The sequence below is a fragment of the Kribbella italica genome, assembly GCF_014205135.1.
GTDB classification, from domain to species: domain Bacteria; phylum Actinomycetota; class Actinomycetes; order Propionibacteriales; family Kribbellaceae; genus Kribbella; species Kribbella italica.
Genome location: NZ_JACHMY010000001.1, coordinates 1,397,003 through 1,409,596, shown reverse-complemented (window position 1 = coordinate 1,409,596; position 12,594 = coordinate 1,397,003). Strand labels below are relative to the sequence as shown.

The window sequence follows — 12,594 nt, the reverse complement described above, 5'->3', positions numbered from 1 at the left end:
TCAGCGGTGAGCGGCGTAGTGGGCGGCCAGGAGGTCCTGGCCCCAGTCGTTGTCGAGGTCTCGCCAGACGGAGTGGATGTGGTTGGCGTCGGACTGGGTGTTGTCGTACTCGGCGAGGAAGGTGGGGCCGGCGATGGAGTAGTAGTGGCCGGCGCCGGGCTGGAGGGCTCCGGCCCAGGCGAAGGTGAGGTGGTCGAGGCCCTGGTCGCGGAGGTTGGCCCAGGCCTGCTCGGCGATCGGCTGGGCGGCTCGGCCGACGTACTGGTCGAGCAGGCGGGTGAAGAGGTCCTGCTGGGAGTCCTGCAGGTCGCCGTACGCGATGCCTCGGTGCAGGAGGGAAGCGTCGGCCACCGGGTCGTGGCGGGTGAGGATGTCGTCCGGAGCCGCAGTGGAGACGACGGCGACCTCGCGCTGGCTTGAATCGAGGGCGTGGAGGAGCTGGAAGCCCAGGTCGTGCTCGGCGGCCAGGAAGCGGCGGCCGGCGTACGGGCCTTGGCGGACCTCAGCAGGGTTGGAGCCGATGAAGTTGGGGACGAAGGAGATCCGGTCGCCGACCAGTGTCACGTGCAGGGCCAGGTGGTGGCCGTTGAGGCGCCAGGCCCACGGGTCCGTGCCGGACGGGTCGCCGAGGATGCGCAGGAAGTAGCGCTCCCCCACGACCGTGCCCTGCCAGCCACCGGTCGCACCGACGTCCGGCAACTCGCGCAGGATGATCTCGGCGGCCATGGTCGCCAGTGCGTCGCCCACACCGCGCTCGCTGCACGCCAGCTCGAGCAGGCGGTGCACGTGCTGCTCCTGCTCAGCGGTCAGCTCGGTCAGCTGCAGTCCGGGCCGGTCACCCGGCAGATAGGTCCACTCACGATGGTCCGGGGTGTCGAACGGCGCCGTAGCCTTCGCCCGCTGCTCGGACGTCAGCGCATCCAGCAGTTCCAGGGCGGTCTTGCGGGTCTGCTCTACAACCATGCCGAACGCTCCCCATCCTTCGGTTCGTAGTGCGTCCATTGCTCGAACGGCCGATCCAGCTTGTACCGGAAGTTTGGCTGCCGCAGCAGCACGCGCGTCTCGGCGTTGTCCGGATTGCGCAGCGTCTCGAAGAACTTCACCGACCAGTGGAACCAGCGCATGCAGAACAGCCGCATCGTCAGCCCGTGCGACACCAGCAGCACGTTGCGCGGCGAGTCGGGCGTCTCGAAGTCGCGGTGCATCGTCTCCAGGAAGCTCGACACCCGGTCGTACACGTCCGAGCCCGACTCGCCGTGGGTGAACCGGTAGAAGAAGTGCCCGTACGAGTCGCGCAACTGCTCCTGCCGCTCGATGTCCTCGGTGTCCTGGAAGTTCGCCCAGTCCTGCTCGCGCAGCCGCGGTTCCTCCCGGGCGATACCGATCAGGTCGTCCAGCCCGAGCGAGTCGAGCGTCTGCAAGGCCCGCAGGTACGGCGACACGTAGACGCGGACCGGCTCGTCCTCGAACAGCGTGCGCAGGTGCTTGCCCGCTTCGGCCGCCTGCTCGTGCCCGTGCGGAGTCAGCGGGACGGAGTGGTCGGGCAGTGTCTCGTAGACCGACTTGTCCAGGTTGGCGACCGACTCGCCGTGCCGGATCAGCGCGATCCGCAGCGGCCGCTGGCTCAGACTCATCGTGCTCCCCGTCCGGTACGCCGCCGCGCGACCTGCTCGCTCGCGAGCTGCCTGCCCGCGACCTGCTTGCCCGCGATCGCCAGAATCGCCGCGACGGCTGCCGCGCCGTACGACACTCTCCTCGCGAGCACGGCCGTACGGCGGACGTCGGCGACGCCCGGCCGGAGCCCGTCACCGAGCGTGCCGCGGTCCTCGATCTCCTCGCCGTACGTGTTGGTCCCGCCGAGCCGCAGGTCGAGCGCGCCGGCGAACGACGCCTCGACCGGTCCCGCGTTCGGGCTCGGATGTCCGCCGGCGTCGCGCCGCCAGATCCGCCAGGCCTCGCGCGGCCGCCCTGACGCCAGCCCAGTCAGCACCGCACAGACCCGAGCAGGCACCAGGTTGACCAGATCATCGAACCGCGCCGAAGCCCAACCGAACCTGAGATAACGCCCCGACTTGTACCCAACCATCGCATCGAGCGTGTTAGCCGCGCGATAGCCGACCAACCCCGGCACACCGAACAGCCCACCCCACACGAGCGGCGCCACCGTCGCGTCGCTCGTGTTCTCCGCGATCGATTCCACAGTCGCGCGGGCCAACTCGTCGGCATCGAGATCCGTGGCGTCGCGGCTGCAGAGGTGACTCAGCCGCTCGCGCGCCGCCGGAAGGTTCTTCGCCTCCAGCAGGCCGGACATGACCGAGGCCTCGCGCTCCAGGCTCCGCCCGCCGAGGACGGCCCAGGTCGCCACGGCCGTCACCAGCGTCCGCGCGACCGGCCGGTCCTTGGTGAGCCGCTCGGCGGCGACGCCCGCGGCGGTGACCGAACCGACGAGCACGGCTGCGTACGCCGTACCGGCTGCTCGTGAGTCGGCGTACGCGACGCCCTCGAGCCGGGACGCGGCTCGGCCGAAGCCCGCGACCGGGTGAAAACGGCGCGGGTCGCCGAGGACGCGGTCGGCGGCGAAGCCGAGGATCAGGCCGAGTGCTCTGGACACGCAAGGCAGTCTGCCAGGCGGGTCCGCTCCGCAAGCCCGCTACCTCAGATCTGCCCGGGATGTGGAAAAGTAACGACCATGGGAATTGCTGACCTGCTGCGCGGGGTGGAGGGCCAGGGCGCGTTCGGTGTCTGGCTCGGCCGGACGGACGGCGTCGCGGTGTTCACGCACGAGGCGGAGCGGCCGCACTACTCGGCGAGCACGATGAAACTGCCGGTCGCGATGGCGATGCTGCGCAAGGTCGACGCGGGCGAGCTCGCGCTGGACCAGCCGGTCACCGTGCACAACGACTTCGCGTCGGCGGCCGGCGGGCGGTTCGGGGTGAACCGCGCGGAGGACGAGGCGCCGGCGACCTGGGAGAAGCTCGGCTCGGAGGTTCCGTTGAGCTGGCTGGCCCGGGAGATGATCACGCGGTCGAGCAACCTGGCGACGGATCTGGTGCTGGAACTGGTCGGCGTCGAGGCGGCGAACGCCGTACTGACCGAGTTCGCTGGAGACGAGAGTGTGATCCGGCGTGGCATCGACGACTCCGGCGCCCAGCAGGCAGGGATCAGCAATCTGATGACGCCGGCCGGCCTGGCCGGCGTACTGGGTGCTGTTGGCAACCAATACCTGCGCGACCTGTTGGCCGCGAACGAGTGGAACGGCGAGATCCCCGCGGGTGTCCCCGACGGCACCCGCGTCGAGCACAAGAACGGCTGGGACCTGCGGATCCGGCACGACGGCGGCATCGTCCGCCCGGCCGACGCGGACCCGTTCGTGCTGGTCGTCTGTACGACGTCCGACCTGCCCGATCGCGACGCGCAGCAGCTGATCGCGGCGATCGCGGCCGAGGCCTGGCAGCACCGGCACGACCTCGGGGCGGTGCGCTAGATGAAGCTCTCCACGCATCTGGTGTCGGCGCCGCTGCACACGCCGTTCGTGACGGCGCTCCGGACCGCGACCCATGCCGAGTCCTTGCTGGTCTCGATCAGCGACGGCGAGCACACCGGCTGGGGTGAGGCTCCGCAGGTCTGGAAGGTGACCGGCGAATCGCTGGCCGGCGCGCAGGCCTGCGTCGAAGGTCCGATCGCGATAGCGCTCGACGGGCTCGGGCCGGACGACCTGACCGAGGCGTTGCGGCGTCTGCAGGGCTCGGCGCAGGGCAACTTCGGCGCCAAGGCCGCGGTCGACGTCGCGCTGCACGACCTCGCGGCGCGGCGCGTCGGGCTGACGCTGCAAGGTTTCCTCGGCTCGACCGCGACGACCGTACGGACCGACGTCACGCTGTCGGCCGGTGACGCCGACGCGCTGGTTGCCGCTGCTCAGGATCGGGTGCGCGACGGGTTCGACGTACTGAAGGTGAAGGTCGGGACCGGCGACGCGGCCGCCGACTTCGAGCGCGTACGCCGGGTGCGCGAGGCCGTCGGTCCTTCGCCGAAGATCCGGCTGGACGCGAACCAGGGCTGGAACCGCCGCGACGCCGTCACCGCGATCCGCGCGCTGGAGGATGCGGGCTGCGCGATCGAACTGGTCGAGCAGCCGGTCGCCGCGGCCGATCTGGAGGGAATGGCCTGGATCACCGACCGGGTCAGCACGCCGATCCTGGCCGACGAGAGCGTGTACGGCGTACGGGACCTGGTGAACGTGATCCGGCACGGCGCGGCCGACCTGGTCAACGTGAAGCTCGCCAAGTGCGGCGGGCTCGGGCCGGCCCGGACGCTGCTGGAACTGGCCCGCGAGCACGGGCTCGGCGCGATCGTCGGCTCGATGATGGAGAGCCACGTCGGTGTCGGCGCGGCGGCCGCGCTGGTCGCGGCGTACCCGACGACGGCCGTCAACGATCTCGACGCGGCCTGGTGGTTGCGGCAGCCGCCGGTCGACGGCGGGATCACCTACGAAGGGTCCACCATCCATCTGCCCTCGACTCCTGGGCTCGGCGTGACAGGCTTGATCGCATGAAGGTAGTAGCCGCCAAGGTCCCGGTCAGCACCGTGTGGACCTCCCCCGAAGCACCCCGTGCCATCGACGCCCCCGCGGTCGCCGCCGCGCCCGACGCCGCCGCCTGGGCGAAATCGATGGACACGGAGACGCGCCTGGGCCTGCACGGCCGGACGCTCACCCAACTCCTGTACGGCGAACCGGTGATCGTCCGCTCGGAACGCGACGGCTGGTCCGAGATCGTCGCGCCCTGGCAGCCGTCGTCCCAGGACGAGCTGGGCTACCCGGGCTGGGTCCCGTCGGCGCACCTGGGCGAGCTGCCCGGTTCGGCGACCGCGCCGGTCGCCGTGACTGTCCCGGTGACGTCACTGACGGCTGAACCAGGCGCCGGAGCGATCGCCGACCTGTCTTTCGGGACGGTCCTCTCCTCGGTCGACCACGCGGACGGCTTCACCCGCGTCGCCCTGGCGGACGGCGCCTTCGGCTGGCTCGCCGACGATTCCCTGCGCGCCGTCGACACACCCGCCACCCCCGAGGACCGCCTGCGCCTGGGGTCGCTCTTCCTCGGGCTCGAGTACCTGTGGGGCGGCACTTCGGCGTACGGGCTGGACTGCTCGGGCCTGATCCACGCGGTCAGCCGGGTCCTCGGCCAGCGAATCCCCCGCGACGCCCACGACCAGGCCGACGCACTGGAGTCCGTGGCGATCGACGAGGCGAAGCCGGGCGACCTGTACTTCTTCGCCCGCCCCGGCCAGCAGGTCCACCACGTCGGCTTCGTCTCGCCCGAAGGCATGCTGCACGCCTCAGAGACCGGCAAGCTCCTCGAAAACGAGCCCCTCCTCCCCGAACGCCGCGCAACCCTGGTCGCAGCCGGCCGCCTCTGAACCACTAGCCCGGCGACCGCCTCGCCCCCGCCCAACGGTCTCGGCCAGCCGAGCCTGAAGCGCAAACGCGGCAACCGCCCCGCCCCGCGCAGTGGTGTCCGCCGACCGACCCCGGCACAGCGGTCTCTACCGGCCGACTCCGACGCGCAAGCGCGGCGACGGCCTCGCCTCCGCGCAATGGTCTTGGCCGGCCGACTCTGACGCGCAAGCGCGGCAACCACCCCGCCCCCGCGCAGCGGGTGGCGTCGGGGCGACGCTGCCCCCCCACCCCCAACCCCCACCCAACAGCACAAGCGCCCGCGCCGGGGATCCGGTGCGGGCGCTTGTGCTCTTACCAGGTCAGGGCTTCTTCGAGTCCGTTTCGTGCGGCTCCGGCTCCGGGAGGCCGTCGATCTCCGCCTTGGTGCGCGGGTCCACGTCGTCCTGCGGCCGCGGCGTCGACTCGTCCAGCTCGCCGCCGGCGGTCTCGGCCGGCGCCGCCTCGCCGTTGGCCGGCCCACCGTTCGCCGCCTCGGCGGCGGCGATCTTGCGGGACTTCCACAGGCTCAGGACCGTGGTGATGCCGAGCGTCACGATGATGAAGCCGAGCGACACCGAGATCGGGATCTCCGGCGCCCACTTGATGTGCTCACCACCGTTGATGAACGGCAGCTCGTTCTCGTGCATCGCGTGCAGGACCAGCTTCACCCCGATGAACGCGAGCACGACCGACAGGCCGAGCGACAGGTAGATCAGGCGCTTGAGCAGGTCACCGAGCAGGAAGTACAGCTGCCGCAGACCCATCAGCGCGAAGACGTTGGCGGTGAAGACCAGGAACGGCTCCTGGGTCAGGCCGTAGATCGCCGGGATCGAGTCGAGCGCGAACAGCAGGTCCGTCGTACCGAGAGCGACGATCACGATCGCCATCGGGGTGAACAGCCGCTTGCCGTTCTTGACCACGGTCAGCTTGACGCCGTTGTACTCGTCGGTCGCGTTCAGCCGCTTGCGGGCGAACCGGATGACCGCGTTCTCCTTGTAGTCGTCATCGTCGTTCTCGCCCTGCTTGGCCAGGTGCACCGCGGTGTAGACCAGGAACGCGCCGAACAGGTAGAAGACCCAGGAGAACTGGTTGATCGCGGCGGCACCGACGGCGATGAAGATGCCGCGGAAGAACAGCGCCAGGATGATGCCGATCAGCAGCGCGGTCTGCTGGTACTTCCTGGGCACCTGGAACCTGGCCATGATGATCAGGAAGATGAACAGGTTGTCGACGCTGAGGCTGTACTCGGTCAGCCAGCCCGCGAAGAACTCCCCGGCGTACTGACCGCCCGAGAAGACCCAGACCCCGAGGCCGAAGACGACCGCGAGACCGACGTAGAACGCGATCGCGGTGGCCGATTCCTTGGTGGTGGGCTCGTGCGGGCGACGGCCGATGATGAAGACGTCGAACGCCAGCAGCGCGAGCAGCACCCCGACCGTGATGTACCAGACGTAATCGTGGACGTGCACAGGCAAACCTCCGGAGCGCAAGCGAAAGTGGACTCCGAAGGTCTCTTCCGCCTGGCTCGAATCCTCGGGCCTGGCCGGCGGTACCGGGCGTGGAGACGAACTCCCTGACCGTGATGACGATACCGCCGCGAAGGAATACTCCCCTTCAAAACTCCCACCATTCTGGCGGGTCGATGTCCAAGTTTCCAAATCGGCGACCCGGTACCCGCATGTCGGAATGATCACGCTCCGCCGCGGGAATAACTTCGCTGTGTGATCAGGTTGATCACTGCGTGGTGTGCCCAGGCGGGCGCCGGCTCTTGGGCAGCTTGCCGACCACGGTCGTGTACGACGCGTCGACCAGTTCGAGAATCTCGTCATCCGGTACGGCGCCGCCGAGGCGGACCGTGTTCCAGCCCGATCGCCCGATGTAGGCCATCTTGCCGACGTCATCGGGATAGGCGTTGACCAGCTCGTCCGCCTCGTCGCGGTTGGCCCCGCACTTGATCCCGACCGACTCGTCGCCGAGGAACGCGAAGATCTTCTCGCTCACCTTCGCGACCACGTCGCCCTCCCACGGCTCGTCCTGCCAAGCGCCCGGCTTGGCCAGACAGTGCTCGAGCAGTTCCTTCCCGGTCAGTCGCATCGCCCACCTCCTGGGCTGAACGATACGACCGCCGGCTCAGAGGCCGTAGCCGCCGGAGGCTTCCAGAATCTGCGCGGTGACCCAGCGGGTCTCGTCGGAGATCAGGGCGGTGATGACCTGGCCGATGTCGTCGGGGTCGCCGACCCGACCGAACGCGGTCTTGGCGGCCAGGACGGGGATCACCTCGGGGTACTTGTCGAAGGCGTCGCCACCGAGGCGAGTCAGCGTGGAGCCGGGAGCGACCGCGTTCACGCGGATACCGCGCGGGCTGAGCTCCTTCGCGAGGAACCGGGTCATCACGTTGAGCCCGCCCTTCATCGTCGCGTAGCCGCTGTAGCCGGGCTCGGCGTTGGTGTGCATCGAGGAGTTGCTGCTGACGTTGACGATCGCGCCGTGGTCCTCGATCAGCGGCAGCAGGGTCTGGGTCAGGAAGTACGGGCCTTTCAGCAGTACGGCGTACAGGCGGTCGAAGACCTCCTCGGTGGCCTCGCCGAAAGCTTCGGTCTGCGGGAAGCCGGCGTTGTTGACCAGGGCGCCGAGGGTCTCGACCTGCCAGGTCTCCCGCAGCGCTCGGACGACGGCGTCGCGGAACGCCGGGAAGGTCTCCGAACGCCCGAGGTCGAGCGGCAGCGCGACCGCGGTCCCGCCGTCCTTCTCAATCGCTGAGACAGTGTCGAGCGCGCCCTGCTCGTTGCCGCCGTAGGTGAGAATCACTCCCATCCCCCGCGCGGCGATCCGGTACGCCGTGCCCCGTCCGATGCCCGAACTGCCACCTGTCACCAGTGCGACCTGCATGAGTTGTCCACCTTGTCCAAACTGGAGCGCTCGGCGCGCTCTCGGAAACCGACTCCTCCTATTCCATCAATCTGACCTGCGGGAACGGTAGAACGATGCGAGCAACCTCTTGCACAATCCTCTCCACCACCTCCGACGACGCATCGGAGGTGTCCCGGTGAGCCCGGTCGTGCTCCGGTCCGCCGGCCCGGACGACGCCGCGCAGGTCGCCGAACTGCACGCGGACAGCTGGCGACGCCACTACCGCGGCGCGTACGCCGACGCGTTCCTCGACGGGGACATAGCGGTCGAACGCAACGCGGTCTGGACAGCCCGCCTGGCCACACCAACCGGCACGGCGACCGTCCTCGCGGAGTACGACGACCGCCTGGTCGGCTTCGTCCACGTGATGCTCGACCACGACCCCGAGTGGGGCAGCCTGGTCGACAACCTCCACGTCCGCCACGACCAGCACCGCCTAGGAATCGGCACCACCCTGCTCACCCACGCGGCCGCCGCCGTCACCAACCAGGCCACACACCAGGCGATGTACCTGTGGGTGCTCGAACAGAACACCTCCGCCCAACAGTTCTACCGAACAAGCGGCGGCACCACCGTAGAAAAAGCCCAGGTCCCACCCCCAGGCGGCAACCCCACCCGCCTCACCGGCAACCCCCACTGCCTACGCATAGCCTGGCCCAAAACCACCCCCTGGCCACAAACCCAGTAGCCCCCGCGCAACACCACACCACAAAACCAGGTGGTGGCCAACGCAGCACCGCACCACCCACCACCGAGTCGAGGGCAAAGACTTGCGCCCCGGGGCGCGGGCCCCGCACCCCCACCACCAGCCAGCGCCCCAACCCGCCACACCCGCACCCCTCCACTACCTCCACCTCATCTGTCCCGACACCACCCACCGCGACCAAACCAGGTGATCGCCGGCGCAACTCCGCGCCTCCCACCACCGAGTCGAGGGCTGGGGCTCAAGGACTCCAGCGCAGGCTCGGCCCGCACCACCCGCCACCGGATCGAGGGCTGGGCTTGAAGCCTCCGGGCGTGGGGGCGGTGACGCCCTCAGCACGGTCGGCGGGGGCCCGGGACTCTAACCCCGGGCGCGGGCTCGGCCGCGCCACCCCGGCGGCAGCCCAAGCCGTCCCACCGGCACCCAACTGCCTCCACATCACCGAACCGATGCGGCCCGAGACACCCAAGTAGTCGCCGGCGCAACACCGCGCCACCCATCACCGAGTCGAGCGCTGGGGCTTGACACCATGGCGATCGGGCTCGGGATGAGTTCGGCCTGCGGCTGCTTCCGGGCGCAGGCGCGGCCCGCGCCTCCCGCTGCCGGGTCCTGGGCGGGACTCGAGGCTCCCCGCGAGGGCTCGGCCGTACCCTCGCCACCGCGACGAGGGCTGGGACCTGAGGCCTCCGGGCGCAGGCCCGGCACGCACCACCCGCCACCGGATCGGGTGCTAGGACGTGAAGCCTCCGGGCGCGGGCTCGGCCGCGCCCTCGCCACGGGGCGGGACCTGGAACTAACCCTCGGGTGCGGGGTCGACCACACCACCATCCGGCGGCCCAAGCTGCGGCAGCATCACCGCGCTGCCTCCACATCACCGAACCGACGCCGCCCGGGACAGCCGAGTAGTCGCAGGCGCTGCACTGCGCCACCCATCACCGAGTCGAGGGCTGGGACTTGAAGCCTCCTCGCACGGCACGCCGCGCCCTCGCCACCGAGTAGAGGGCTGGGACTTGAGACCCTCGGCCCGCGCCTGCCGCCACCGGGTCCTGGGCTGGGACTTGAAGCCTCCCCGCACGGGCTCAGCAGGCCCTCCACCGGGACGAGGGGCTGGGACTTGAGACCTCCGCGCGCGGGCTCGGCCCACGCCTGCCGCCACCGGGTCCTGGGCTGGGACTTGAAGCCTCCCCGCCCCGGCTCGGGCGCGCCCTCCACCGGGACGAGGGGCTGGAGCTCGAGGCCTCCCCCGCGCGCAGGCTCGGACGTCCGCTCGCCACTAGGTCGCGGGCTGGACTGCCTGGCCGGGTACCAGTCCGTCTGTCAGCACATCTTGAGGCGTCTGGGCGTGGAGTCGGTCCTCGCCCTCGCCATCCGGGGCGAGGGCGGGGCTTGAGCTTGTGGGCTCGCGGCTGGGCGGTGGGACACAGCGGCCCCGGCCAGCAGGTCTACTTCGCGCCGGCGTTGACCATTTGGCGGAGTTCCTTTTTCAGTTCGGAGATCTCGTCGCGGTAGCGGGCCGCGACCTCGAACTGCAGCTCCGCGGCGGCGTTGTGCATCTGGTCGGTGAGTTGCTGGATCAGGTCGGCCAGGTCGGAGGACGGGAGGCCGCCGGCCAGTTCCTTGGCCTTGTCGCCGGCCTTCTTGCCGCCGCCGGGGACCGGTGCCTTGCCGCGGGACTGGGTCCGGCCGTTGCCGAGGAGTTCGGCGGTGTCGGCGTCCTCGCGGGCGAGCATGTCGGTGATGTCGGCGATCTTCTTGCGCAGCGGCTGCGGGTCGACGCCGTTCTCGGTGTTGTACGCGACCTGCTTGGCGCGCCGCCGGTTGGTCTCGTCGATCGCCATCTCCATCGACGGCGTGATCTTGTCGGCGTACATGAACACCGCGCCCGACACGTTCCGGGCCGCGCGGCCGATGGTCTGGATCAGCGAGCGGCCCGACCGCAGGAAGCCTTCCTTGTCCGCGTCGAGGATCGCGACCAGCGACACCTCCGGCAGGTCGAGGCCCTCGCGCAGCAGGTTGATGCCGACCAGGACGTCGTACTCGCCCATCCGGAGCTCGCGGAGCAGTTCGACCCGGCGCAGCGTGTCGACCTCGCTGTGCAGGTACCTGGTCCGGATGCCCATCTCGAGCAGGTAGTCGGTCAGGTCCTCGGACATCTTCTTGGTCAGCGTGGTGACCAGGACGCGCTCGTTCTTCTCGACCCGGAGCCGGATCTCGTGGATCAGGTCGTCGATCTGGCCCTTGGTCGGCTTGACGATCACCTCGGGGTCGATCAGGCCGGTCGGCCGGATGATCTGCTCGACGAACCCGTCGGACTTGTCCTGCTCGTACTGCCCCGGAGTCGCGGACAGGTAGACGGTCTGGCCGATCCGCTCCAGGAACTCCTCCCAGCGCAGCGGCCGGTTGTCCATCGCGGACGGCAGCCGGAAGCCGTGCTCGACCAGGGTCCGCTTACGCGACATGTCGCCCTCGTACATCCCGCCGATCTGCGGCACGGTGACGTGCGACTCGTCGATCACCAGCAGGAAGTCCTCGGGGAAGTAGTCCAGCAGGCAGTGCGGCGCCGTCCCGGCCTCGCGGCCGTCGGTGTGACGGGAGTAGTTCTCGATGCCGGAGCAGGTGCCGATCTGACGCATCATCTCGATGTCGTACGTCGTCCGCATCCGCAGCCGCTGCGCCTCCAGCAGTTGCCCGCCGCGCTCCAGCTCGGCCAGCCGATCGGCCAGCTCCGCCTCGATCGAGGTGATCGCGCGCTCCATCTTCTCCGGCGCGGTGACGTAGTGCGTCGCGGCGCCGATGTAGAGCTCGCTCTCCTCGCTGAGCACCTCGCCGGTCAGCGGGTGCAGCGTCATCACCCGCTCGATCTCGTCACCGAAGAACTCCACCCGCACGGCAAGCTCCTGGTACACCGGGAAGACCTCGAGCGTGTCGCCGCGGACCCGGAACGTGCCACGGGTGCCGGCCAGGTCGTTGCGCGCGTACTGCACGCCGACCAGTTTGCGGAGCAGGCCGTCGCGATCCATCTCGTCGCCGACCTTCACGTGGATCATCCGGTTCAGGTACTCGTCGGCGGAGCCCAGGCCGTAGATGCAGGAGACCGTCGCCACCACGACGACGTCGCGCCGGGTCAGCAGCGACCAGGTCGCCGAGTGCCGCAGCCGCTCGACCTCCTCGTTGATCGAGGAGTCCTTCTCGATGTAGGTGTCGGTCTGCGGGACGTACGCCTCGGGCTGGTAGTAGTCGTAGTACGAGACGAAGTACTCGACCGCGTTCTCCGGGAAGAAGCTGCGCAGCTCGGTCGCGAACTGCGCGGCCAGCGTCTTGTTCGGCTGCAGGATCAGCATCGGCCGCTGGATCTTCTCCGCCAGCCACGCCATCGTCGCCGTCTTACCGGTACCGGTGGCACCCAGCAGGACGACGTCCTGCTCGCCGGCGTTGATCCGCCGCTCGAGCTCGGCGATCGCGGCCGGCTGGTCACCCGCCGGATCGAAGTCGGACACCACCTCGAGGGGCGCGACCATACGCTGGAGATCCGAGACCTGTCTCATGC

Annotated in this window: 11 protein-coding genes; 4 read left to right on the top strand and 7 right to left on the bottom strand. The window is 69.7% G+C overall.

Annotated features, from left to right (window positions below; translation table 11 throughout):
• The 3 genes from HDA39_RS06585 to HDA39_RS06575 are packed head-to-tail and all read right to left on the bottom strand — an operon-like array spanning position 1 to position 2,611.
• On the bottom strand, positions 1–963 hold the full coding sequence (locus HDA39_RS06585; RefSeq protein WP_184794349.1) for a DUF3500 domain-containing protein: 963 nt from the start codon (positions 961–963) through the stop codon (positions 1–3).
• Complete coding sequence (locus tag HDA39_RS06580; protein WP_184794348.1) at positions 954–1,634, bottom strand: phosphoglycerate mutase family protein; 681 nt, start codon at positions 1,632–1,634, stop codon at positions 954–956. Before HDA39_RS06580 ends, HDA39_RS06585 begins: the two co-directional genes overlap by 10 nt.
• Complete coding sequence (locus tag HDA39_RS06575) at positions 1,631–2,611, bottom strand: cobalamin biosynthesis protein (RefSeq protein WP_184794347.1); 981 nt, start codon at positions 2,609–2,611, stop codon at positions 1,631–1,633. The genes HDA39_RS06580 and HDA39_RS06575 overlap by 4 nt, the downstream gene beginning before the upstream one ends.
• A 78-nt stretch (positions 2,612–2,689) precedes the next feature.
• Here HDA39_RS06575 and HDA39_RS06570 point away from each other — a divergent pair, with 78 nt between their 5' ends.
• From HDA39_RS06570 to HDA39_RS06560, 3 genes are read left to right on the top strand one after another with little or no spacing between them, the layout of a single operon-like run.
• Positions 2,690–3,484, top strand: a complete 795-nt coding sequence (locus HDA39_RS06570; protein WP_184794346.1) for a serine hydrolase — start codon at positions 2,690–2,692, stop codon at positions 3,482–3,484.
• Positions 3,485–4,552 carry a mandelate racemase/muconate lactonizing enzyme family protein gene (locus HDA39_RS06565; RefSeq protein WP_184794345.1) on the top strand — a complete coding sequence of 356 codons (1,068 nt, stop codon included), beginning with the start codon at positions 3,485–3,487 and terminating at the stop codon, positions 4,550–4,552. It abuts the gene before it with no gap.
• Entirely contained in the window at positions 4,549–5,415 is an 867-nt protein-coding gene (locus HDA39_RS06560) for a C40 family peptidase (RefSeq protein WP_184794344.1), read from the top strand. The genes HDA39_RS06565 and HDA39_RS06560 overlap by 4 nt, the downstream gene beginning before the upstream one ends.
• A 339-nt stretch (positions 5,416–5,754) precedes the next feature.
• On the opposite strand, the gene HDA39_RS06555 is transcribed toward HDA39_RS06560, so the two are convergent.
• The 3 genes from HDA39_RS06555 to HDA39_RS06545 all read right to left on the bottom strand — a co-directional run bounded on the left by HDA39_RS06555 (position 5,755) and on the right by HDA39_RS06545 (position 8,323).
• Complete coding sequence (locus tag HDA39_RS06555; protein WP_184794343.1) at positions 5,755–6,903, bottom strand: TerC/Alx family metal homeostasis membrane protein; 1,149 nt, start codon at positions 6,901–6,903, stop codon at positions 5,755–5,757.
• Between the two features lie 265 nt (positions 6,904–7,168).
• Positions 7,169–7,528: an MmcQ/YjbR family DNA-binding protein gene (locus tag HDA39_RS06550; protein WP_184794342.1), complete on the bottom strand. Its 360-nt coding sequence runs from the start codon at positions 7,526–7,528 to the stop codon at positions 7,169–7,171.
• A 36-nt stretch (positions 7,529–7,564) separates the two neighbouring features.
• Positions 7,565–8,323: an SDR family NAD(P)-dependent oxidoreductase gene (locus HDA39_RS06545; protein WP_184794341.1), complete on the bottom strand. Its 759-nt coding sequence runs from the start codon at positions 8,321–8,323 to the stop codon at positions 7,565–7,567.
• Positions 8,324–8,480: 157 nt separating this feature from the next.
• Here HDA39_RS06545 and HDA39_RS06540 point away from each other — a divergent pair, with 157 nt between their 5' ends.
• Positions 8,481–9,032, top strand: a complete 552-nt coding sequence (locus HDA39_RS06540; RefSeq protein WP_184794340.1) for a GNAT family N-acetyltransferase — start codon at positions 8,481–8,483, stop codon at positions 9,030–9,032.
• A gap of 1,457 nt (positions 9,033–10,489) precedes the next feature.
• Here the strand turns inward: HDA39_RS06540 and uvrB are convergent.
• Positions 10,490–12,592 carry an excinuclease ABC subunit UvrB gene (gene uvrB / locus HDA39_RS06535; RefSeq protein ID WP_184794339.1) on the bottom strand — a complete coding sequence of 701 codons (2,103 nt, stop codon included), beginning with the start codon at positions 12,590–12,592 and terminating at the stop codon, positions 10,490–10,492.
• Positions 12,593–12,594 lie beyond the last annotated feature (2 nt).

Bases quoted from the DNA above. Each gene is read 5' to 3' on its own strand.
- HDA39_RS06580 (WP_184794348.1), bottom strand. From the start codon at position 1,634: ATGAGTCTGAGCCAGCGGCCGCTGCGGATCGCGCTGATCCGGCACGGC.
- HDA39_RS06585 (WP_184794349.1), bottom strand. From the start codon at position 963: ATGGTTGTAGAGCAGACCCGCAAGACCGCCCTGGAACTGCTGGATGCG.
- uvrB (WP_184794339.1), bottom strand. From the start codon at position 12,592: ATGAGACAGGTCTCGGATCTCCAGCGTATGGTCGCGCCCCTCGAGGTG.
- HDA39_RS06550 (WP_184794342.1), bottom strand. From the start codon at position 7,528: ATGCGACTGACCGGGAAGGAACTGCTCGAGCACTGTCTGGCCAAGCCG.
- HDA39_RS06565 (WP_184794345.1), top strand. From the start codon at position 3,485: ATGAAGCTCTCCACGCATCTGGTGTCGGCGCCGCTGCACACGCCGTTC.
- HDA39_RS06570 (WP_184794346.1), top strand. From the start codon at position 2,690: ATGGGAATTGCTGACCTGCTGCGCGGGGTGGAGGGCCAGGGCGCGTTC.
- HDA39_RS06560 (WP_184794344.1), top strand. From the start codon at position 4,549: ATGAAGGTAGTAGCCGCCAAGGTCCCGGTCAGCACCGTGTGGACCTCC.
- HDA39_RS06545 (WP_184794341.1), bottom strand. From the start codon at position 8,323: ATGCAGGTCGCACTGGTGACAGGTGGCAGTTCGGGCATCGGACGGGGC.